The sequence below is a fragment of the Mesorhizobium sp. LjNodule214 genome (assembly GCF_964252735.1).
Lineage (GTDB): Bacteria > Pseudomonadota > Alphaproteobacteria > Rhizobiales > Rhizobiaceae > Mesorhizobium.
This window is the reverse complement of sequence record NZ_CAXUPE020000003.1, coordinates 19,675-40,443: the sequence shown is the minus strand read 5'-3', so window position 1 is coordinate 40,443 and position 20,769 is coordinate 19,675. Positions and strand designations below refer to the sequence as shown.

Annotated in this window: 20 protein-coding genes; 8 read left to right on the top strand and 12 right to left on the bottom strand. The window is 63.8% G+C overall.

Annotated elements, in window-relative coordinates:
• Positions 1-89: 89 nt before the first annotated feature.
• The 4 genes from ACSQ3Z_RS25245 to ACSQ3Z_RS25230 form a co-directional block, all read right to left on the bottom strand.
• Positions 90-2,159, bottom strand: coding sequence for an ABC transporter ATP-binding protein (locus ACSQ3Z_RS25245; RefSeq protein WP_436174032.1), 2,070 nt, complete (start codon positions 2,157-2,159; stop codon positions 90-92).
• Positions 2,156-3,061, bottom strand: a complete 906-nt coding sequence (opp4C, locus tag ACSQ3Z_RS25240) for an oligopeptide ABC transporter permease (RefSeq protein ID WP_436174031.1) — start codon at positions 3,059-3,061, stop codon at positions 2,156-2,158. The genes ACSQ3Z_RS25245 and opp4C overlap by 4 nt, the downstream gene beginning before the upstream one ends.
• Positions 3,054-4,010 (bottom strand): ABC transporter permease, encoded by a 957-nt coding sequence (locus ACSQ3Z_RS25235; protein WP_436174030.1) that lies wholly within the window; start codon positions 4,008-4,010, stop codon positions 3,054-3,056. Before ACSQ3Z_RS25235 ends, opp4C begins: the two co-directional genes overlap by 8 nt.
• 95 nt (positions 4,011-4,105) lie before the next feature.
• Positions 4,106-5,704 carry an ABC transporter substrate-binding protein gene (locus ACSQ3Z_RS25230; protein ID WP_436174029.1) on the bottom strand — a complete coding sequence of 533 codons (1,599 nt, stop codon included), beginning with the start codon at positions 5,702-5,704 and terminating at the stop codon, positions 4,106-4,108.
• A 189-nt stretch (positions 5,705-5,893) separates the two neighbouring features.
• Between ACSQ3Z_RS25230 and nanR the strand changes: the two genes are divergently transcribed.
• Complete coding sequence (gene nanR / locus ACSQ3Z_RS25225; protein ID WP_436174028.1) at positions 5,894-6,604, top strand: transcriptional regulator NanR; 711 nt, start codon at positions 5,894-5,896, stop codon at positions 6,602-6,604.
• Positions 6,605-6,797: 193 nt separating this feature from the next.
• On the opposite strand, the gene ACSQ3Z_RS25220 is transcribed toward nanR, so the two are convergent.
• A complete protein-coding gene (locus tag ACSQ3Z_RS25220; protein WP_436174027.1) occupies positions 6,798-7,688 on the bottom strand; it encodes an ankyrin repeat domain-containing protein in 891 nt (296 codons plus the stop codon).
• Between the two features lie 396 nt (positions 7,689-8,084).
• On the opposite strand from ACSQ3Z_RS25220, the gene ACSQ3Z_RS25215 reads away from it, so the two are divergent.
• Both ACSQ3Z_RS25215 and ACSQ3Z_RS25210 read left to right on the top strand, forming a co-directional pair.
• Positions 8,085-9,338, top strand: coding sequence for a GGDEF domain-containing protein (locus tag ACSQ3Z_RS25215; RefSeq protein ID WP_436174026.1), 1,254 nt, complete (start codon positions 8,085-8,087; stop codon positions 9,336-9,338).
• A 67-nt stretch (positions 9,339-9,405) separates the two neighbouring features.
• Positions 9,406-10,110, top strand: a complete 705-nt coding sequence (locus ACSQ3Z_RS25210; protein WP_436174025.1) for an SOS response-associated peptidase — start codon at positions 9,406-9,408, stop codon at positions 10,108-10,110.
• Positions 10,111-10,145: 35 nt separating this feature from the next.
• Here the strand turns inward: ACSQ3Z_RS25210 and ACSQ3Z_RS25205 are convergent, their stop codons facing one another.
• From ACSQ3Z_RS25205 to ACSQ3Z_RS25195, 3 genes are all read right to left on the bottom strand, one after another.
• On the bottom strand, positions 10,146-11,147 hold the full coding sequence (locus ACSQ3Z_RS25205; protein WP_436174024.1) for an NADP-dependent oxidoreductase: 1,002 nt from the start codon (positions 11,145-11,147) through the stop codon (positions 10,146-10,148).
• 85 nt (positions 11,148-11,232) lie between these two features.
• Entirely contained in the window at positions 11,233-12,099 is an 867-nt protein-coding gene (locus tag ACSQ3Z_RS25200; protein WP_436174023.1) for an alpha/beta fold hydrolase, read from the bottom strand.
• A gap of 80 nt (positions 12,100-12,179) precedes the next feature.
• The gene (locus tag ACSQ3Z_RS25195) at positions 12,180-12,995 is read right to left on the bottom strand and encodes an oxidoreductase (protein ID WP_436174022.1); all 816 of its coding nucleotides are present in this window, start codon (positions 12,993-12,995) and stop codon (positions 12,180-12,182) included.
• 107 nt (positions 12,996-13,102) lie between these two features.
• Here ACSQ3Z_RS25195 and ACSQ3Z_RS25190 point away from each other — a divergent pair, with 107 nt between their 5' ends.
• Both ACSQ3Z_RS25190 and ACSQ3Z_RS25185 read left to right on the top strand, forming a co-directional pair.
• On the top strand, positions 13,103-13,690 hold the full coding sequence (locus ACSQ3Z_RS25190; RefSeq protein ID WP_436174021.1) for a TetR/AcrR family transcriptional regulator: 588 nt from the start codon (positions 13,103-13,105) through the stop codon (positions 13,688-13,690).
• Between the two features lie 100 nt (positions 13,691-13,790).
• Positions 13,791-14,666, top strand: a complete 876-nt coding sequence (locus tag ACSQ3Z_RS25185; RefSeq protein ID WP_436174020.1) for an MBL fold metallo-hydrolase — start codon at positions 13,791-13,793, stop codon at positions 14,664-14,666.
• Positions 14,667-14,747: 81 nt separating this feature from the next.
• Here the strand turns inward: ACSQ3Z_RS25185 and ACSQ3Z_RS25180 are convergent, their stop codons facing one another.
• Complete coding sequence (locus ACSQ3Z_RS25180) at positions 14,748-15,068, bottom strand: hypothetical protein (protein ID WP_436174019.1); 321 nt, start codon at positions 15,066-15,068, stop codon at positions 14,748-14,750.
• Positions 15,069-15,169: 101 nt separating this feature from the next.
• Here ACSQ3Z_RS25180 and ACSQ3Z_RS25175 point away from each other — a divergent pair, with 101 nt between their 5' ends.
• Positions 15,170-15,346 (top strand): hypothetical protein, encoded by a 177-nt coding sequence (locus tag ACSQ3Z_RS25175; protein WP_436174018.1) that lies wholly within the window; start codon positions 15,170-15,172, stop codon positions 15,344-15,346.
• Entirely contained in the window at positions 15,343-15,552 is a 210-nt protein-coding gene (locus ACSQ3Z_RS25170; RefSeq protein ID WP_436174017.1) for a hypothetical protein, read from the top strand. Before ACSQ3Z_RS25175 ends, ACSQ3Z_RS25170 begins: the two co-directional genes overlap by 4 nt.
• Before the next feature lie 85 nt (positions 15,553-15,637).
• On the opposite strand, the gene ACSQ3Z_RS25165 is transcribed toward ACSQ3Z_RS25170, so the two are convergent.
• From ACSQ3Z_RS25165 to ACSQ3Z_RS25155, 3 genes are all read right to left on the bottom strand, one after another.
• Complete coding sequence (locus tag ACSQ3Z_RS25165; RefSeq protein ID WP_436174016.1) at positions 15,638-17,077, bottom strand: FAD-binding oxidoreductase; 1,440 nt, start codon at positions 17,075-17,077, stop codon at positions 15,638-15,640.
• Positions 17,078-17,170: 93 nt separating this feature from the next.
• The gene (locus ACSQ3Z_RS25160; RefSeq protein ID WP_436174015.1) at positions 17,171-18,103 is read right to left on the bottom strand and encodes a dimethylarginine dimethylaminohydrolase family protein; all 933 of its coding nucleotides are present in this window, start codon (positions 18,101-18,103) and stop codon (positions 17,171-17,173) included.
• A 21-nt stretch (positions 18,104-18,124) separates the two neighbouring features.
• Entirely contained in the window at positions 18,125-19,729 is a 1,605-nt protein-coding gene (locus ACSQ3Z_RS25155) for an amidohydrolase (protein ID WP_436174014.1), read from the bottom strand.
• Positions 19,730-19,811: 82 nt separating this feature from the next.
• Here ACSQ3Z_RS25155 and ACSQ3Z_RS25150 point away from each other — a divergent pair, with 82 nt between their 5' ends.
• Complete coding sequence (locus ACSQ3Z_RS25150) at positions 19,812-20,699, top strand: LysR substrate-binding domain-containing protein (RefSeq protein ID WP_436174013.1); 888 nt, start codon at positions 19,812-19,814, stop codon at positions 20,697-20,699.
• Positions 20,700-20,769: the final 70 nt, after the last annotated feature.

Genomic DNA, 20,769 nt, shown 5'->3' with positions numbered 1-20,769 from the left:
GAGCCTGATCCAGTGATTCCGGATCGGGCTCTATCGTCTTGTTTCGGCGTGGTCTTTTCCGGCAGCCGGCTTCGGTTCGCAGACATCGCCTAGGCCTCCCCGGCATGGTGGCAGGTGACGATGTGCTGCGCGGCGCCGGATGAGTCGAAATCGCGCGGCTCGGGCGCCACCCGGGCGCAGATCTCGCTCGCCTTCGGGCAGCGCGGATGGAAATGGCAGCCGGACGGCGGCTTCGACGGATCGGGCACGCCGCCGCCAAGCACGATGCGCCGGCGGGTGCCGCCGGCCTTCGGATCGGGCACCGGGATCGCCGACAAAAGCGCCCGCGTATAGGGATGCAGCGGCGCGCCGAATACCGCCGCCGTGATGCCGGTCTCAACGATGCGGCCGAGATACATCACCGCGACGCGGTCGCTGAGATAGCGGATCATCGACAGATCGTGGCCGATGAACAGGTAGGTTAGGCCAAGCCGTGCCTTCAAATCGTCGAGCAGGTTGACGATCTGCGCCTGGATGGAGACGTCGAGCGCCGAGATCGGCTCGTCAGCGATGATGAATTTAGGGCTTCCGGCGAGCGCGCGGGCGATGCCGACGCGCTGGCGCTGGCCGCCGGAGAGCTCGAACGGGTAGCGGTCGCGCAGGGCCTCGCGCAGACCGACCAGCGCCAGCAGCTCGCTGACGCGCGCCTCGCGCGAGGCGCGGGTGCCGATCTTCTGGGCGCGCAGGCCTTCGCCGATGATGCGCCCGACGGTCATGCGCGGATTGAGCGAGCCGAACGGATTCTGGAACACCATCTGCATATCGCGGCGGCGTTCTTTCGCCCGCTCGCCCGACGCATCGGCATAGTCCTTGCCCTCGAACCGGATTTCGCCCTCGCTTGGACGTTCGAGGCCGAGCACGGCACGACCGGTCGTCGACTTGCCGCAGCCGCTTTCGCCGACCAGCGCCAGCGTCTCGCCGCGCAGCACCTCGAAGCTGACGCCATCGACGGCGCGCACCGCGCCGACCTGACGGCGGAGCACGCCGCGGCGGATCGGGAAATGCACTTTGAGGCCAGAGACGGTGAGCAGCGGCTCATTTGGCGCGGCGCCGGATGCCCGTGCGGTCGCCATGACTGCTTCCGGCGCGCGCGGCAAGCCTTGCAGTTCGCGCCAGCGCCAGCAGGCGGCGGTGTGAGCTTGTACGACCGGCTCCAGCACCGGCTTTGCCTCTCGGCAGCGAACGACGGCATGGTCGCAGCGCGGCGCGAAGGCGCAGAAGGTCGGCGGTAGCGTAACGTTGGGCGGCGCGCCCTTGATCGGCACCAGCCGGGTGTTTGCAGCCGTCAGCGACGGGATCGAGTTGAGCAGGCCAATCGTATAGGGATGGGTGGGTGCTGAAAACAGCCGCTCCACCGGTGCCGTCTCGACGAGGCTGCCGGCATACATCACCGCCACACGCTCGACGAAGCCGGCGACGAGGCTGAGGTCATGGCTGATCCAGATGATCGCCATGCCGAGCTCTTTCTGCAGGCGGGCGACCAGTTCGACGATCTGCGCCTGGATGGTGACGTCGAGCGCCGTCGTCGGCTCGTCGGCGATCAGGATCGAGGGCTTGCAGACCAGGGCCATGGCAATGCCGATGCGCTGCAATTGCCCGCCCGAGAACTGGTGTGGAAAGGCCTGCATGCGCTGCGCCGCGTTGGCGATGCCGACGAGGTCCAGCATGTCGAGTGCCTGGCGCTCGGCTTGCTTTTCGCTGAGCCCCTGGTGCTCGCGTAGCGCCTCGGTCAGTTGCAGGCCGATGGTCAGCACCGGGTTCAGCGACGACATCGGGTCCTGGAAGATCATGGCGATGTCGCGGCCGCGTATCTGGCGCAGCTCGCTGTCCGGCATGGCGAGAAGATCGTGGCCACGGAAAAGCGCACGGCCCGACGTGACGCGGCCCGGCGGCTTGCGGATCAGCCCCATCAGCGTCTGCATGGTGACCGACTTGCCGGAGCCGCTCTCGCCGACGATCGCCAGCGACTCGCCCTCGGCGAGCTGGAAGGAGACGTCGTTGACGGCATAGACCGCGCGGCCCTCGGGGCCGAAGGCGACGCTCAGCCCTTGCACGTCGAGCAATGGCCCCTGCCCGGCCGCTTCCACCTTGTCACGCGCAAGCGTATCGGCGTGCATCATTTGCCGCCGCCGCCGATGATGTGCTGCGGATCGAGCGCATCGCGCAGGCCGTCGCCGACGAAGTTGATGCTGAGCACGGCAATGGCGATCATGGCGCCGGGCGGGATCCACATCCAGGGCTGGCTCTCCAGGATCGACAGCGTGCGCGCATCGCGCAGCATGTTGCCCCAACTGGCGGCCGGCGCCTGCGCGCCGAGACCGAGGAAGGAGAGCGAGGCTTCGAGCAGGATGACGGTCGCGACGTCAAGCGTGATCGCCACCAGGATCGGGCTCAGCACATTGGGCAATATGTGCTCGAGGATGATGACCGAGGGCGAGGTGCCGAGCGAGCGGGCGGCGAGGATGAATTCCTGGTTGCGCAGCGAAAGAATCTCGCCGCGCGTCAGCCGGGCGATGGAGGGCCAACTGAGCAGCCCGATGACCAGCATGGTGTTGACGATGCTGGGGCCGACTACGGCGACGAAGGCAATGATGATGACCAGGCGGGGAAAGGTCAGCACCATGTCGATCAGGCCCATCAGGAAGAGATCGACCTTGCCGCCGAAATAGCCGGCGACCGCGCCGATGAAGATGCCTATTGCCGCCGAGATCGCCACGGCGATAAAGCCCACCGACAGCGAGATGCGGCCGCCATAGAGGATGCGGGCGAAGATATCGCGCCCGGTGCCGTCGGTGCCCAGCCAATGCACGCCGCCCGGCGGCTGGTTGCGACCCCTGAGGTCGATGTCGTTCGGCCCGTAATGGGCGATCAGCGGCGCAAAAATGCAGGCGAGCACGATGATGGCGAGCACCACCAGCCCGACCGTCGCCAGCCGGTGGTGCAGGAAGCGGCGCGCCGCCTCGCCCCACAGGCCGCGCGAGGCGCCGGCGGCAATGCCGGTATCAAGGGCGGCCTCAGTCATAGCTCACCCTCGGGTCGAGCACGCTGTAGGCAAGGTCGGTCGCAAGGTTGGCCAGCATGACGATGATAGCGGTGATCAGCACGTAGCCCATGATCACCGGACTGTCGCGGTTGACCACCGCGTCGATGAACATCAGGCCGATGCCCGGCCACTGGAAGATGGTTTCGATCACCACCGAGCCGCCGAACAGCGTCGGCAGCGCCAGGCCGAAGACCGTGACCAGCGGGATCAGCGCGTTGCGCAGGCCGTGGCGCAGCACGATGGTGCTGGGCCTCAGCCCCTTGGCCCTGGCGGTGCGCATATAGCTCTGGTTCAGCACTTCGAGCATGCCGGCGCGGGCATAGCGCATGAAGATCGCGGCGCGGAACAGTGCTAGTGCCGCCGCCGGCAGGACCAGGTGCCTGAGGTTGTCGGCCAGCGAGAAACTGTCGCCCGCGGTCGAGATGCCCGACGAGGGCAGCCAGCGCAATTCCAGCGCAAAGACATAGACCAAGAGCAGGCCCATGAAGAAGTCCGGAATCGACACGCCGACGAAGCCGCCGAGCGTCAGCGAATAGTCGGTCAGCCTGTATTGCCGGAGCGCGGAGATGACGCCGAGCGTGGTGCCAATGACGAAGGCCGCAAGCAGCGCGACGCCCATCAGCTCCAGCGTCATCGGCAGGCGCTCCCAGATGATCGCAGCGACGCTGCGGCCATTGACGAAGGAACGGCCGAGATTGCCGTGCAGGATCTGGCCGATCCAGTCGAGGTATTGGATGTAGAGCGGCTGGTCGAGGCCGAGTTCGCCGCGCCGCATGGCGATCAGCTCCTCGCTTGACGGCGCCTCGGCGGTGATCATCGCCAGCACCGCGTCGCCCGGCATGGCATGGGCGATGGCGAAGACGATGATCGTGACGCCGAACAGCACCGGCACGCCGAGCAGGAGCTTGCGCAAGAGATAGCTGAGCACCGGCCTCTCCTATGCCAAGCGCGAGTTTTGAAAGCGGGGAATCATGGGGCTCCGCTGGGCCGGAGCCCCATGGCAGTCGAGCATGCTCGGTGGCGCTACTCGGCCACTTCCCACTTCTCGACTTCGTTGTAGACGGCGTGGTTGAAGATCACGAGCGGCTGCTCCTTGAAGTGCTGGGCAAGGCCGACGATGCGGTTGTTGAAGGCGAGCGGCCGCACCTCGTTCCACAGCCAGGCCTTGGGCAATTCCTTGTTGAGGATGCGCGAGGCTTCCTGGTAGGCCTCGGCGCGCACCTCACGATCCGCCGACTCCAGACCCTTGTTGAACAATTCGTCGAGCTTCTGATTGCAGTAGCCGAAGCCCAGCGGCTTGGCGCCGCAGACGACCAGCGGCGAGCCGAGCGAGGGATCGAGCCCCATGCCGTTGGCGAAGAAGCCCATCTGGAAGGTGCCGTCGGCATAGACCTGGTTGATGGCCGCCGGATCGAGTAGGCGCGGCTGGATGTTGACGCCGACGGCGGCCAGATAGCTCTGGATGGCGGTGACGGTGTCGACGTTCATCTGGTCGGAATAGTAGTAGATGAAATCGACCGGCTGGCTGCCGTCCCAGCCCGCGTCGGCAAGCAATTGCTTGGCCTTGTCGGGATTGTAGTCATAGGGCTCGAGGTCTTTGGCGCGCGCCCAGTCCTGCGGGAACAGCGTGTTCGACAATTCGCCGGCACCCTGCTTGACGGTGTCGATGATCGCCTTGCGGTCGATGGCGTAGAGCATCGCCTGGCGCACCCTGACATCGGCGAAGCGCTTGTCGGCGAGGTTGAACTGCAGATAGGTCGGCAGGCCGGCGGAGAATTTCGGCAGCACCGTCAGATAGTCGAGCTTCTGCAGCCGGGCGAGTTCGGAGATCGGCACGCCGCCGCCCTCATAGGACATGGCGTCGACCTCCTTCGTCTCCAGCGCGGCGATGATCGGCGGCACGTCCTTGTAGATCTGGTAGATGATGCGGTCGAGCTTGGGCGCACCGAGGAAATAGTCGGGATTGCGGTCGACCTCGACATACTGGTCGCTCTCGTATTTCTTCCAGACGAACGGGCCGGTGCCGACGCGGTTGACCCAGAAGGCATTGCCCTTGATGTCCTGCGGCGCGACCTTGCCCAGAATGTGTTCGGGAAAGATGCTGATGGCGATAAGCTGCAACTGGACCCAGAGCGGCTTGGCGCTGTCGAGCTCGACCTGGACAGTCATGTCGTCAAGTGCTTTCACCCCGGCAAGCGAGGAGGCGGAGCCATCCTGAAACGCCTTGTATCCGGCCACCGCGCCAAGCTTCTGCGACCAGGGCGAGCCGACCTTGGGATTGGCGTAGAGGTTGAGGCTGAACACCACGTCCTTGGCGGTGAAGGGCGTGCCGTCATGCCATTTGACGCCGTGGCGCAGGTTGAAGATGTAGGTCTTGCCGCCATCCGGCGACTTCCAGCTTTCGGCCAGCATCGGCTGCACGTCGTCGCCGGTCCATTTGATGTGGACGAGGCCCTGCAGCACCGTCTCGTCGAGCCTGTGGCCGCAGGTGGTGTGCAACGTGCCCATCTCGATGCAGCCGGTGCGCATGGCGGAGCGGAACGTGCCGCCATCCGCCTTGGCGAAGCCTGCGGCAAACATCATGGCCAGCGCCGGCACAAGGCTCATCAACAATCGTCTCATGGAATTCTCCTCCCGTTGTTTTCCGGCGGCCGAAATCGGGGGCCATGCCCCTGCTCCGGGCCCGCTCCCGCGTCAGGCCTCGCCTGTCGCGCCGGCCGCCACGCCACCAGCCAGCGGCGGCCTTCTCCAATCCTTGGTTCCGCAAGTCCTCCCTTGCGGCTACTGGTATAATAGCTTAAAAGGTAGACCATGCACAATATGCCGGTACGAAAAAAATTGTCGGACGAGGTTCGCCTGCGCCTGGAGGAGATGATCCGCGACGAGGTCTATCCGGTCGGCGGCTCGCTGCCGTCGGAGCGCGAGCTGATGACGATGTTCGACGTCGGCCGCCCCTCGGTGCGCGAGGCGCTGTTTGCGCTGGAGAAGATGGGACTGGTGCGCATCAACAGCGGCGAGCGGCCGAAGGTGACGCGGCCGACGCCGCGCAGCATGCTGGAGCAGCTGACCGGGACGGCGCATCTGTTGATGGATCAGCCCGACGGCATCGGCCATTTCGAGCAGTTGCGCCTGTTCCTCGAAGTCTCGATCGCGCGCCATGCCGCCGAGGTGGCGACATCCACGCAGATCGCGGCACTTGCGGCGGCCCTTGCCGACAACGAACGCGCCATCCCCCGCGCCCGCGCCTTCGCCGTCACCGACGTCGCCTTCCACCGCGTGCTGACCGAGATCCCCGGCAATCCGATCTTCCTCGCCGCGCATGAGGCGCTGGTCGAATGGCTGATCAACCAGCGCATCCACATGGCCAACACCGAGGTCGAGAACCGCAGGAGTTTTGCCGGCCACCAGGCGGTGTTCGAGGCGATCGAGCGGCACGACCCGGAAGCCGCGGGACGGGCCATGCGCGAGCATCTGGAAAACGCCCGGCGCAAGTTCAATGCCGGCGCGTCGAAACAGGACTAGAGCGGTTCGCAGTTTCACGGAAACGCAGAACCGCTCTATCTCATTGTTTTGACGCAATTCCGGACGGAAAACCGCTACGCACTTTTCCTGGAATTTCTCTAGGGCGTGTGCTCACAAACGACGACCAGTCGATGATCGTTTTCGGTATAAGACGCAGGCCCGTAGCAGTAGTTTGCGCCAAGAGTTCATCGGTTCAGGGCAGCGGGATCGGCTTGTCACTGAGCGTGCGCAAGTACGCGATCAGGTTGACCCGTTCGGTCTCGTCCGGGACACCAGGCGTCTCCATCTTAACGCCCGGCGTGGTGAGCATGGGCCCGAAGAGATATCTGTTCAGGTCCTCGTACGTCCACACGCCTTCCCAGCCGAGCAAAGCGTCGGAGTAACGCATTTTTGCCATGGATGCCTTGTCGCGGCCGACGACGCTCCACAAGTTGGGCCCTATTTTGCTCCCTCCCTGTGGCTCGGCGTTGTGGCAACTAGTACACCGGCGGGTGAAGTAGGTTCGGCCTTTCTCGACATCGGCAGAAGCCAACTTCATTGAGATCGGGGCTGGTGTTGGCAAGACGACGCCGTGCGACAAGAGATAGTCGGCAACGTCGCGTTGCCCCCTGCTTTTTGCCAGATGGAGCGGTGTCTTGCCGTCCATTGTCTTCGCATTCACGTCCGCGCCGGCCTCGACCAGTGCCTTCACGCAGTCGAAACAATCGAGAGTGACGGCGACATGAAGGGCGAATTCGCCGCCACGGTCGGAATTTGGATCTGCACCCCGCTCCAGCAACAGCTTTAACAGACCGATCTTGCCTGTCCCCACAGCCGCCATCAGCGGGGGCCCCCCAGTTGTCTGGGCGTTGACGTCCGCACCACGTTCTATGAGCAGTTTTGCCGCTTCGATGTGGCCCATCCAGACCGCAAAATAGAGCGGCGTTGCGGTTCCATCACTTTCGTCTATGCCGGCGCCTGCGTCGAGCGCCGCCGTGATCGCCGCGACATCGCCGTTCATGGCGGCATCGTGAATGGCGGCGGCATGCGATACAATCGGGATGTGTGCAAGCAGTAGTGGAATGAAAAGCAAGGACACGCGCATTTGGCATCTCCAAGGCAAATCGGAGGACGCGGCACGATTTCAAGGCGGCAAAGTTTACCTTAAATCCCTGCTCGTGACCACGCCCGTGGGCATTGGTCCTAGGCTACCAGGGCCATTGGTCGATATTGCCCTTATATTAGCTTCAGCGCATGTTCATGTCAGCCGGCGAGGTCGCAGAAGCCGGTCAGGCCCGGCGGCCAACCCATACATCCCCCCCGGCAGCCGGGCCACCGACCTCGCCCGTGCGGGTCTCCCGTAAACGCCGGCCGACAACCAGCCAAGCCATTCCAAGACGGTCTGCGCGGCATGCAGCGGCTTCGACAGCCTCCTTTACCGAATGTTCAGCAACGTTTCGCATGTTCGCGCCGGGGGCGATGACGTGCGAGGCAGACGCCAATGCATCGAAACCTTGTCGACGCGCCGCCCTTGGCAATGGACGAAGACAGCATCGAGGCCGGACGGCTCGGCGCGCTCGAGCGCTTCGACGTCATGGACACGCCTCGCGAGGAGGCCTTCGACCGCATCACCCGGCTGATCCGCAACATCTTCGACCTGCCGATCGCCATCGTTTCGATGATCGACGGGCACAGGCAGTGGTACAAGGCCTATGAAGGTCTTGAAAACCGCGAGGTCGGCCGCGACGAGACGTTCTGCAAATACACCTTGCAGGAGCTGACGCCGTTGGTCGTCCCCGACGCGCGGCAGGATCAGCGCTTCGCACAAAACCCGCTTGTCACCGGCAATCCGCATATCCGTTTCTATGCCGGCGTTCCGCTGCGCACCGGCGACGGCCACGTCATCGGAACGGTGTGCGCCATCGGCTACGAGCCGCGCCAGTTCAATGCCCGGGAAACGGCGATCCTTTGCGATCTGTCGCAGCTGGCCATGGACACGCTCGAACTGCGCCAGCTTGCCGCCGTAGACGGCCTGACGGGCACGCTGTCGCGCCGCGCGTTCAAGGAACAGGCGGCACACGCGATGGGACTGGCCCGGCGCCACAAGCACGAGCTGGCATGCATCACCCTCGATCTCGACCACTTCAAGACGATCAACGACCGCTACGGCCATGCCGCCGGCGACAAGGTCTTGGCCGCCATGGCGAAGGCTTGCCGGCAGCATCTTCGCGGCAGCGACCTGTTTGGCCGCCTGGGCGGGGAGGAATTCGCGCTTCTGCTGCCGCATACCGACCGCAAGGGCATGGCCGAGGTGGCGGAAAAACTGCGCGGGGCCATCGGCCAGGCCGACATCAGGCACGGCGCATCGAAAATCCCCGTCACCGCCAGCTTCGGCATGGCGCCGCTGGATGCGCGAACCCAGGACATCGACCAGTTGCTGGCCAATGCCGACATCGCGCTCTATGAAGCCAAGGCAGCCGGGCGCAACAGATGCATCGCCTTTCGCGCGCAGGACGATTTGGCCAAGGGACCGTGCCGGCGGGTGCTGAAGGCCGGCCGCATCCTGTTCAACAACCGGATGTCGTCCATCGACTGCACGGTAAAGACCTTGGCCGACGACGCCGCGGGGCTGGACGTGATCAGTTCAATCGGCGTGCCGGAGACGTTCAACCTGGTCATCCGCTCGGATGCCTTCGAGACGCGCTGCCGCATCGTCGCGCAGACCGAGCGGCACATCGAAGTCGAGTTCTGCTGAGGCGGCGCCATCGAGCAAGTCGCGGAGCCTGGTTGCGAAGCCGGGCCAATTCCGCAATTCTGCTGAAATGTGCAACCTCTACAATATCACCACCTCGCAAGAGGCCATCCGCCAGTGGACCCGCGCACTACGCGACATAGCCGGCAACCTCGAGCCCTCGATCGACATCTATCCCAACCAGTTTGCGCCGGTGGTGCGCAACGCGGCCGACGGATCGCGCGAGCTTGCCAATCTGCGCTGGGGCATGCCGACGCCGCCGGAGCGCATGCGCGGCAATGCCGATTCCGGCACCACCAATATCCGCAACCCGCAATATGGCCACTGGCAACCCTTTCTCGGCGTCGAGAACCGCTGCGTCGTGCCGGTGACCAGCTTTGCCGAACCGAGCCCGACGCCCGGTCAAAAAGACCCGGAGACAGGCGTCCAGAAGAACTACTGGTTCGCGCTGAGCGAAGAGCGCCCGCTGTTCTTCTTCGCCGGCCTGTGGACGCCCTGGCAGGGCGTGCGCAAGGTCAAGGAGGGACCGGGCGAGCACGAGCTCTACGGCTTCCTGACCACCAAGCCGAACGCGCTGATCGCGCCGATCCACGAGAAGGCGATGCCGGTAGTCCTGACCACGCCGGAGGCGACGGAGATTTGGCTCAGCGCGCCGTGGTCCGAAGCGCGAAAGCTCCAGCGCACGGCGCCCGACGATGCGCTGGTGATCGTCGAGAAGCCGGCCACGCAGATCAAGTTTCCGGCGCAGCCACCGGCGCAAGGTTCGCTGTTCTAGGGCCAACCAGAAGCGAAATCGAGCAGGTAGGCTCGCTACCTGATCTTGATGACGACCTTGCCCTTGGCACGTCCTGTCTCCACGTAAGACAGAGCCTCATTGGTCGCCTCAAATGGAAAGACCCGATCCACAATCGGGCGGATCGTTCCGGCTTCGATCAGGGACGTGATCTTGCTCAGCTGATCGCCCTGCGCCCACATGAAAAGGAACGAAAACTGCACGCCGCGACGTTTGGCTTTGGTCCGAATGCCGCGGCTGAGGAGGCGCAGCAATAGCCTCAGCGCTCCGTTCAGTCCCTGCTTCCTGGCAAATTCCGGATCAGGGGGACCGGAGATGGAGATGAGCTTCCCGCCGGATTTCAGCACACTCAGGGATTTCTCAAGCGTTTTGGCGTCTTGACTGTTCAAGACGACGTCGTAGCCCGACAGAATTTTCTCGAAGTCATCTTTCCTGTAGTCGACGACGACATCGGCGCCGAGACCTTTGACCAGATCGACGCTTGCCGCGCCTGCGGTTGTCGCAACGGTCGCACCGAGGTGCTTTGCCAACTGGATGGCGAATGTCCCCACGCCACCAGAGCCGGCCTGGATGAAGACTTTCTGGCCCTTCTTCAGATTGGCTTTGTCGACCAGAACCTGCCAGGCAGTCAGCCCGACCAGGGGAATCGAGGCCGCTTCTTCCATGCTGAGGTTCTTGGGCTTCAAGGCCACGTCGGCTTCATTGATGGCGATGAATTCGGCGAATGTCCCGACCCGGCTATCGCGCGGCCGCGCATAGACCTCGTCACCGGGCTTGAATTTGCGGACTTTTGATCCGACCCGGACCACCATCCCGGCCACATCGTGGCCCAGGATGAAGGGGCGGCGATAGGGTAGGATGAGTTTGAATTCGCCGGTTCTGATCTTGGAGTCCAGCAGGTTCACCGCTGCAGCATGGACCTCGACCAGGATATCGTGGTCTTGAATCTCCGGCGCCGGCATGTCGGCCAACCGCAGAATGCCCTTCTTGTTATACTTATCAACAACGAATGCCTTCATGGCAGTTACTTTCTAAAAATGTCTTTTGATGTACAGGCACGAAGCCCAGCGTTCTCAGCTGAAAAGCCGCCCGGTGGGAAAGGCGTCAGGCCTCGAGGAAAGACAGGGCTTTGGGGACGAAATCGGCGTGATACTGGAAGACCCCGCCATGCCCGGCATCCGCATAGATCACCAGCTGCGCCCCGGGGATGCGCCGGGCGAGATCGTGGGTATTGCTGCTCGGCACCATCTTGTCCTGATCCCCATTCGCAACCAAAGTGGGAATGCGGATGGCGCTAAGGTCTTGCGGCGCCTGCAGTCCATAGGCCTTGATCGCCTTGAGTTGCGCACCGAACGCGCTCAGCGAGATCGCCTTATCCCGGTTATTCTGGCGCTCTTTCAGCCGCTCCAGAAATGCGTTCGCGGCGCGGCGGCCATTCGGCGTCGTTGTGAAGAAGAGATAGTATTTCGGATCCCGAAAAGTCAGCCAGCCCCTGATCATGTCCACAATCGTCAGCGGCGTCACCTTGTCGATGCCTTCGCCACCGGCCGGCCCCGTGCCGGCAAGGATGAGTTTGCGCACAAGCTTGGGCTCCGTCAGCACAATCTCCTGCGCCACGAAGCCGCCGAGCGAAAAGCCGAAGAGATCGACTTCCTCGAACTCCAGCGCCCGGACAAAGGCGACCGCATCGCGCGCCATCTCGGAGATGGTCGACGGCGTTTTGCCACCCGACGCACCGATGCCGCGATTGTCGAAGGCAATCACCCGCCGGGTCGCAGCGAGGCCGTCGACGATGCGTGGATCAAAGTTGTCCAGCTGAGCGCCGAGATGGTTGAGCAGGATCACCGGCACGCCCGTCCTGGGCCCGAGTTCCCGGTAAACAAATGCCGTGCCGCCGACATCGACAGTGTGCGTTGGCGCGTCCTGGAACAATGCCCGTGGACGGGGCGGCCGATTGAATGAATGTGTCATGCCTGGCACTTCCGTCCTGTAGGGCGTGACCAATTGTGTTGTGGTTGCGCGTCGCATGTGCGTGGAATCCTTCTTGTTGTTCAGACCGGCAAGCGGAACTGCTTGCGCAAGCTCTTGTCGAATATCTCTGCGGGGGCGAAGCGGCGCAGCATGCTGACCTGCCGTGCTGCCTTGCCGGCGGTATAGCGGCGTCGCGGACGGGCATCGGTCGCCGCCTTGACGACCACTTCCGCCACCACTTCCGGCCGATCGGCTTTGGGCATCACATCGCGAAGCAACGCGTCGACCCCAGCGCGAGCCCGATCGTATTCCTTCAACACGGAATCCGGCTCGATGCCGTTCTGGTCGAAGACGGTACGGACGAATGCCGGCTCGATGACGGAGACGCGGACGTTGAAGGCACGAACCTCGTGATCGAGCGATTCCGAATAACCTTCGAGCGCGTGCTTGGCCGCCGAGTAATGAGCTGAGTATGGCGCGGGTACCAATCCCAGAATCGAGCCGATGTTGATGATGCGCCCTTGGCCGCGCCGCCGCATCGACGGCAACACCGCATTGGTCATGCGGATGACGCCGAACAGATTTACGTCGAACAGGGCCTGTACCTGGGCGACCGAGGATTCCTCGGCGCCTCCAAGCATGCCTACACCGGCGTTGTTGACCAGCAGGTCGATCCGGCCGGTCCGCAAGAGCACGGCCGAGACAAGCGCATTGATGGAGCCATCATCAGTCACGTCGCACACCAGCATGGTCACGCCATCCGGGCCGATGCTGGCCTTGCGGCGGCTTGTCCCGAAGACGGTGAACCCCGCTCGCGCCAAGGCCTCGGCGCTGGCGCGGCCGATGCCCGATGAGGCTCCGGTCACGATCGCGGTTTTTCCAGAATTCGCATTCATTTTCGATGCTCCAAGCTCACGGGCTCTAGCTTATTTCTGTTGATTGGATTATGGTTATAATATCAGATTATGATCATAATGCAATAGCAAATCTGGAAGGTGAGACCATGCGCTACGAAAAGGGTCGAAAGGACGCGTCACGCGGGCGGATCATGGAGGTCGCCACTGAGCGTTTTCGATGCGATGGCATCGCGGCGTCCGGGCTCGCAAAAATCATGAGCGACGCCGGGATGACGAACGGGGCCTTCTATCCCCACTTTCCGTCCAAGGCGGCGCTTGTCCGTGAAACGGTGGCGGCGGCTCTGGAGGATCAATCAGACCAGATACGGGAAGCATTGGCCTCCGGCGGTCTGGCGATGGCGATAGACGCGTATCTGTCGGCGGCGCACCGGGACAATCCCGGCAAGGGCTGCGCCTCTGCCGCGTTGCTGCCGGAAATCGCGCGTGAGCCAGGCGAAACGCGTCAGCTCTATACCGAGCGTTTGCTGACCCTGGTGCGCCAGGTCTCGGCGGATTTGCCGCCGCAAACCCCTGATCCGGAGAGCGTTGCGTTCGGCATCTTTGCCACCCTCATTGGCGCCCTTCAGTTGGCCCGCGCCGTGGAGGGGACGGAATTGTCGGATTGTATCCTTGCGGCAGGAGCGGATGCCGCTCGGACGCTGATGCAGCACCGGGGGGATGAAAAGGCATCCTAGAGCTTCGGTGGGTGCACCGCATCCAGCGCGATGTCTGACGCCAGATGGCCGCAAATGTTATACTATCGATCCGTTCCTTGATCGAAGAAGGATCGCACCGATGGATGCCTGGAGAATCGGGAATATCTGGGTAACCAGAATTCTGGAGATGTGCGACCCTCTGGGGACGCCGTCGGAATGGTTCCCCGACTGCACCGACAAAGCACTCGAGCCGCACCTTCATTGGCTCGCGCCCCGATTGATATCGCCGGCAACAGGCCGGCTTATTCTTCCCATCCAGAGTTTTCTGGTTCGTACCGAGCACCACACCATTCTGGTCGACGGTTGCGTCGGCAACGACAAGACGTGCGCATACTTCCCGCATTGGCATCGCCGCAATGACGGCACCTTTTTGGAGCGCCTGGCGAATGCAGGTGTTGCTCCCGAGCAGATCGACTATGTGCTGTGCACCCATCTTCATATCGACCATTGCGGCTGGAACACACGATTGGTGGACGGGCGTTGGGTACCCACATTCCCGAACGCCCGCTACATCATGGCGCGGCGCGAGTTCGAGGCCGCACAGGCGGCATCCGGCGATGCCGACGAACGGACCTATGAGGACAATGTGCTGCCAATCGTCGAGGCTGGTCGGGCTGTGTTTGTCGATATGGACCATGAACTCGACGGCGAAGTGTGGCTGGAGCCGACGCCGGGCCACACCCCGGGGCACGTAGCCATCGGCCTGAGATCTCAGGGCGTAGGGGCAGTGTTTTCCGGCGATCTCATGCATTGGCCGATGCAGTGCATTTACCCCGACTGGAACTTTCGGTACGACACGGACCCTGATCAGGCACGTCGGACGCGGTGGGCATTCTTGGAGGCTTGCTCGGACAATGGCCGCATCGTCATGACGTCGCATTTTCCCTTGCCGTCGGTGGGAACTATCTCGCGACGCCACTCATCATTCTGGTTCGATGATTATCAGCCGCGGTAATCGCCGAGGCCCCGACCACGCCAACCCGAGCGGCGCGGGCGATGTTATTGACGAGGGAAACGGGGGCGTTGTCCGCCCTCCTCATTCCTCATCCTTCCACACCACACGCCGCACCACCCTTATCTCGGCCAGCCGCCGCACGCGGATGCCGACGCGCTCCCGCGCGGTGAGGTGCCGGGCTTCGGCACGAACGAATTGCTTGTTGCGGCATTTTTCGCAAAGCATGTGGCCGTCGATCAGGTCGATGTCGACATCGCCGAACAGCCTGATCAGATCGGACGGCTCGTACCAGCGCTTGATGTTGCAGTGACCGCAGCGGATGAGGATGAGATCGCCTCTCTCGTGCGATTTGCCGAGCGTCCAGGCATTGCCGCGCTTTCGTCTTCCGTCTGTATCAGGCATTGCTAAAAATAGGAACTTATTCCTGACAAAGTCAATTCGACCTTGACATTTTTGTTCTCTTTTTGTTCACTGTGAATACCGGGTTCAAGGAGGTGTTTGACATGGACCAGATCGTGACATTGGACAGCCGCCAGGAGGCGGCATTGCAGGCAACCGCCGAAAATTTCATTGCGCACTACAAGGGCGATGCGGTGAAGGCCCTGAAGGAAATGATTGTGCTCAACGGACATTTGCAGCAGCGCCTCGACGCGCTCTCAGCGCCGAGGCGGCGGCAATGAGCATCCTGCATCTCGACCCCGACGCCGAGGCGGAGCTTCACGCAGAGGCGGAAAGGCTGATCGCCCGCTACGACAGCCCGCTCGAAACGGTGAAGGCGCTGATGATCTACAATTGCGAGTTGGAGACACAGATCCTCGCGCTTGCCCACCGTCATCCGGAACTGGTGACGTTGAGCTACGACGACACGCCGGCGATGATTGGCTGACGGCTGCCGCACCGCCACGCCACCATGCAATCGCGTTGGCGGGACGGCGCGGCTGCTCGCGCCGTCCGCGGACGGATGCCTGGCCTCAGGCGGCGCGCAGACCTTCCTTCGGACGCAGGTTCTGGTTCATGCGGAACAGGTTCTGCGGGTCGTAGCGCTGCTTGATCTCCAGCAGCCGGCGATAGTTGCCGCCATAGGCCGCTTCGACCCGGTCGATCTCGTCCTCCGGCATGAAGTTCACATAGGCCGTGCCGGCGGCATAGGGCCTTGCTGCTTCATAGATACCGCGGGCCCAGTCGATGCAGGCCTTGTCCATTGCCGGTTCGCGCCAGCGGGCGTGAACGTTCATGACGAAATGCGAGCTGCGCTGCGGGAACGCCGTTTCATCTGCCCTGACGCGACCCGCCGCTCCGCCGACATGGCCGAAGAATATTTCGCATTCGGGACCCGGAAGCCGGGATATGGCCGCCGTTGTGACCTCGATCGCGCTGTCGGAAAGCTCGGTGAAGTCATGGCTCTTCCAGTAATTGCGGGCGCCGGGCGTAAGCAGCGGGTCGAAGGCCTGCTGCCAGCCGGTGAACGGATTGGGGCCGACGACGTCGGCGATCGGCGTGCCGATGGCGCGAAGCGTCTGCGTCGCCTTTTCGCCGGCCTGGATGTCGCCGCAATAGCACATGGCCAGCACCAGCACTTCCTTGCCGTGCCATTCCTCCGGCAGGAAGGGCAGCGGCGGCGCCTGCCGCATGACCACCCAGCAGGTCAGTTCGTCGGGCGCGGTTTCGAGCGCCTTGCGATATTCGCGCAGAACCTTGTCGGCATCGGCGAACGGATGGACGACAAGCCCCGACAGCACTTGCGGCCCGAACTGGTGGAGCTGGAACTCGAACGCCGTGACGACGCCGAAATTGCCGCCGCCACCGCGCAGCGCCCAGAACAGGTCAGGATTTTCGCTGTGACTGGCGCGCAGCAGCTTGCCGTCGGCGGTGACCACGTCGGCGGAGACGAGATTGTCGATGGTCAGCCCGAATTTGCGGGTGATCCAGCCGAAGCCGCCGCCCAGCGTCAGGCCCGCAATGCCGGTGGTCGAGTTGATGCCGGTCGGCACCGCCAGTCCGAAGGCCTGTGTTTCCCGGTCGACATCGGCAAGCGTGGCGCCGGGTCCGACCCAGGCCCGCCGCGCCGCGACATCGACCCGCACCGACTTCATCAGAGACAGATCGATCATCAGCCCGCCATCGCAGACGGCGCTGCCGGCGATGTTGTGGCCGCCGCCGCGCACGGAGACGAGAAGTCCGTTTTCCCTGGCGAAATTCACGGCAGCGACGACGTCGGAGGCGCCGACGCAACAGACGATCAGGCCTGGCCGCCGGTCGACCATCGCATTCCAGATGCTGCGTGCGTCATCGTAGGCGGCGTCGCCTTCCCGCAGCACCGTGCCGCGTATCTGTGCCGAAAGTGCTTCAAGGGCCGTGGTATCGATTGTCGTCTTGCCGCGTTCAAGCGTGGTGAGGCTCATGCCCGTCATGGTTTCCTCCCGTTTTTTGCTGGTGAGCGCCCCTCCCTGATTTTTTAGTGTGCTCTTATGTTAGCCGCCGCGCAAGTTATGGCGGGCCGCCCGTCAGGCCGGCTCGCGCTTCAGCGCCTGCGCCATGCAGTGGATGCCGCCGCCGGTCTTGGAGATCTCGCTCATGTCGATCGCCGCCACCTCGAAGCCGCGCGCCCTGAGTTGGCCGATCAGGGTCTGGCTGGAGGTCGGCGCGATCACCCTGTTCTTGCCGAGCGACATGAAGTTGCAGCCGAGCGCCATCGTGTCCTGGAAGGGCACGTCGATGATCTCGTGACCCTTGCCCTTCAGCCAGTCGACGATGCCGGGCTCGGTGCAGGCGAGGCAGACCGCCGTCAGCTTCTCGGCGATCGGCACCACCATCAGGTCGATATGGACGTAGTATTCGTCGATAAAGGCGATGCGGGTTTCCCAGCCTTCCTTGTCGAACCAGGCCTGCACCTGGCGGGCGCCCTCTTCCTGCGTGCGGGTGCCGCCGCAGCCGATCAGCACGACGCCCTCCTCGATGACGTTGAAGTCGCCGCCCTCGAAGGTGCCGGCGGTGACCATGTCGTAGATCGGGATGCCGAGCTTTTCATAGGTGCGGATCGCGGCATAGTTCTCGCCGCGCCGCCACCAGTTGGCCATGGCGGTGATGAAGGCGCCGTAAGGCGTCATGACGCTGGAATCGCGCGAATAGACCTGCATCGGCAGTTCCGGCGTCGGCTCGTGCCAGTGGATGTTGACGCCGAAATGCTCATAGGCGGCGACCAGATCCTTGTGCTGCGCCTGCGCGATCTGGACGTTGCAGGGCGCCTCGCGGAGATGCTTGCGCGACAGCGAGCTGGTCGAGAGATGGCGCAGGAAATTCGGCGAGCCGAGCAGCACGTCGGTCAGGACGTCGGTCTCGTTGGCGAAGCCCCAGGCAGTCAGCGGCTTGGTGCCGCCGGCCGGGTTGCGGCGCTGCAGCGAGAACGGTTCGGCGACGATGCGGTCATGGACGGTCATGGGGTTCTCCTCGTGCGTTGATCATGCGGTTTGATTGGGTGGGCTGCTCGGTATCCACCAGTCACGGCCGCGCGGGGTGGTGACATATTCCGGCCAGCGGAAGTTGATCGGCGGTTCGTAGTCGCAGAGCGGCGCGAGCCAGTTCGCACCGCCGATGCCGCCGCCGGTGCGGGCGACGAATTCGTCCATCGCCGCGTCGCGGGCGGCCTTGTCTTCGAGCAGGCGAAGGGCCGATAGTGCGATGGTCTTCGCCGCACAGATGACCATCGGGTCGATGGTGGCGGGAATGCCGCCCAGCGCATTCATCACCCAGGACGGATAGGGATAGCCGGTTTCGGAGCGCAGCGCCGGCCGGGCGACATAGAAACGCGCCGTCGGCGCATGCCAGCTCATGTCGGTGTAATCATCGGAGGTCGAGTTCACCTGCGAGGGCGGCAGGTCGCGTCGCAGGATGGCTTCCGCCGCCTGCGGCTCGATCAGCCGCTCCAGCTCGTCGATGAACGGCTCGTCGCTCGCCATGCGGCCGGCATTGACCTGGATCTCGCGCGCGACCGTCTTGGCGTCCTCGTCCCAGCGCGGCGGACCGACCGCCGACAGCGCCTCATAGGCAATGCCAGCCATGGCGTGGTTGGCGAGCCCCGGCCGTGACTTCGACACAAAATGCCGCTCGTAACGGCAGCCGCTCATCGTGGCGGCAGCTTCGGCATTGCGGTCGAGCACGGCGGTGACCTGCTCGGCCATCTCGATCGTCGGGACGCGGATCATGTACTGGATCTCGGCCAACCCCGCCGGCAGATTGTCGGCGGTCGCCTGCCCGGCGGTCAGGATCGCTTCGCTGATCGACCAGCCGCCCTGGTGCGGCAGCATGGAATCGCGCAGCGCCTTCGAGGCCATGTACATCATCATCAGCGCGTCGTTGGCGCCGGGCGCCCTGATCGCGGAATGCGACTGCGGGATGGGCGCAGCGCCGCCGGCCGGCCTCGCCCAGCGCTCCGGCTGGTCGCAGATGAAACGGTAGATCATCGCGTAGGCGGCGCCACAATGCGTGTCCCAGCGCGCCGTGTTGCAGAGCGGCAGCATGTAGAAGGGGTGGAAGGAGATCATGCCGGCGAGACCGTCATAATAGCCTTTCGCCGCATGGATCGGCTTCGATCCCCTCACCTTTTCCGCCGGCTCGCCGGTGAAGCGCAGCGTGCCCGGAATGTCGTGCTGCTGCATCGCCGCCTTGGTGGCCAGCAACCCGCCGAGGCTGGCAATGCCCAGCCCCGAATGCGGATCGGTGTGGCCGCCGGCCTCGCGGCCGAGGCCCGGGCGCGGACGCTGCACCGCCGCCGCGTCCTGGCAATTGCCGGGCACGGCGTCATATTCGGCATACATGCCGATGGTGGGCCCAGCACCGTTCGTCCAATGGGCGCAAAAGGCGGTCGGCATGCCGCCCGAGCCTGCCTCGACCGAAAAGCCCTCGCGCCTCAGCCGATCGACATACCAGGCGGCCGATTGGTACTCGCGCCAGGCGGTCTCGCCGAAGTCGAAGATGGTGCGCGTCCACACCGACAGCAGCGGCTGGATGCCGTCGATGCAGGCAAGCGCGGTCGCTTGCGCCGAGGTCGTCACCGGTTTCTCCATCCGTCAAAGAAAGCAGTGAAGCGGCTTTCCAAAAAGTGATATGTTTTCCCGGCTCATGCAAATTCGGTTCACCTGAGGCTTCTTGAGAATACCCTCCACCCAAGCGCTGCGCGCCCTCGACAGTTTTGCCCGCCATGGCAGCGTGTGGCGCGCCGCCGACGAATTGCACCTGACCCGCAGCGCCGTCAGCCACCAGTTGCGGCTGCTCGAGCGAGACCTCGGCTTCGACCTTTTGGAGCGCATCGGCAAGGGCGTGGCGCTGACGCCGCGCGGCCAGCGCTATGCCAGCGACGTGCGCAAGGCACTCACCGTGCTGGGCGATGCGGTGACGCGCCATGCCGGCACCGGCGTCGGCGGTTCGTTCAGCGTCTCCTGCACGCCGGGCTTCGCCTCGCTGTTCTTATGCACCCATATCGGTGAGTTCCGGCAGATGTATCCGGATGTGGCGTTGCACATACTGACGCCGCGGCGTCTTGACGATGTCAGCAATCCGGACGCCGACGCCTTCATCGCCTTCGGCGTCGGCAACTGGCCGAACCGGGCGGCCGAACTGTTATGCGAGATCTCGTTCACGCCGCTGTGCAGCCCGACGCTGCTCAACAAGGTCGGCGGCTTCTCCAAGCCCGCCGACGTGCTGCGCGCCAATCTGCTGCATCTCGGCGATACCGAGGACTGGGCGCGCTGGCTGGCGCTGTCCAAGGTCGAGAACCCCGACACCGAGGGCGGCATCTTCTTCTCCGACATGAACCTGGTCTTCTCGGCCGCGATCGCCGGCCAGGGCATCGCCATGGGCGACGAATTGACCAGCCGCCGGGCACTCAGCGAAGGCCGGCTGGTGCGCCCCTTCGACATCGCGATCAAATCGCCGCGCTCGTATTTTTTGGTTTCGGAGCACGCGAAGGCGAGCCATCCGGTGCTGGAGGCATTTGGGGGATGGCTGAGGTCGAAGCTGTCGGAGAACCGACTCTAAACCCACGATAGATGAATCAAATTTGCCGATCAGGCGAAAACTATTCGGTTGCGGTGAGGCCGCGCCCTGC

Coding starts and splice junctions, on each gene's coding strand:
- ACSQ3Z_RS25170 (WP_436174017.1), top strand. CDS start 15,343: ATGAGCATCCTGCATCTCGACCCCGACGCCGAGGCGGAGCTTCACGCA.
- ACSQ3Z_RS25205 (WP_436174024.1), bottom strand. CDS start 11,147: ATGAAGGCATTCGTTGTTGATAAGTATAACAAGAAGGGCATTCTGCGG.
- opp4C (WP_436174031.1), bottom strand. CDS start 3,061: ATGACTGAGGCCGCCCTTGATACCGGCATTGCCGCCGGCGCCTCGCGC.
- ACSQ3Z_RS25185 (WP_436174020.1), top strand. CDS start 13,791: ATGGATGCCTGGAGAATCGGGAATATCTGGGTAACCAGAATTCTGGAG.
- nanR (WP_436174028.1), top strand. CDS start 5,894: ATGCACAATATGCCGGTACGAAAAAAATTGTCGGACGAGGTTCGCCTG.
- ACSQ3Z_RS25215 (WP_436174026.1), top strand. CDS start 8,085: ATGCATCGAAACCTTGTCGACGCGCCGCCCTTGGCAATGGACGAAGAC.
- ACSQ3Z_RS25165 (WP_436174016.1), bottom strand. CDS start 17,077: ATGACGGGCATGAGCCTCACCACGCTTGAACGCGGCAAGACGACAATC.
- ACSQ3Z_RS25190 (WP_436174021.1), top strand. CDS start 13,103: ATGCGCTACGAAAAGGGTCGAAAGGACGCGTCACGCGGGCGGATCATG.
- ACSQ3Z_RS25155 (WP_436174014.1), bottom strand. CDS start 19,729: ATGGAGAAACCGGTGACGACCTCGGCGCAAGCGACCGCGCTTGCCTGC.
- ACSQ3Z_RS25230 (WP_436174029.1), bottom strand. CDS start 5,704: ATGAGACGATTGTTGATGAGCCTTGTGCCGGCGCTGGCCATGATGTTT.
- ACSQ3Z_RS25200 (WP_436174023.1), bottom strand. CDS start 12,099: ATGACACATTCATTCAATCGGCCGCCCCGTCCACGGGCATTGTTCCAG.
- ACSQ3Z_RS25175 (WP_436174018.1), top strand. CDS start 15,170: ATGGACCAGATCGTGACATTGGACAGCCGCCAGGAGGCGGCATTGCAG.
- ACSQ3Z_RS25220 (WP_436174027.1), bottom strand. CDS start 7,688: ATGCGCGTGTCCTTGCTTTTCATTCCACTACTGCTTGCACACATCCCG.
- ACSQ3Z_RS25160 (WP_436174015.1), bottom strand. CDS start 18,103: ATGACCGTCCATGACCGCATCGTCGCCGAACCGTTCTCGCTGCAGCGC.
- ACSQ3Z_RS25245 (WP_436174032.1), bottom strand. CDS start 2,159: ATGATGCACGCCGATACGCTTGCGCGTGACAAGGTGGAAGCGGCCGGG.
- ACSQ3Z_RS25210 (WP_436174025.1), top strand. CDS start 9,406: ATGTGCAACCTCTACAATATCACCACCTCGCAAGAGGCCATCCGCCAG.
- ACSQ3Z_RS25180 (WP_436174019.1), bottom strand. CDS start 15,068: ATGCCTGATACAGACGGAAGACGAAAGCGCGGCAATGCCTGGACGCTC.
- ACSQ3Z_RS25195 (WP_436174022.1), bottom strand. CDS start 12,995: ATGAATGCGAATTCTGGAAAAACCGCGATCGTGACCGGAGCCTCATCG.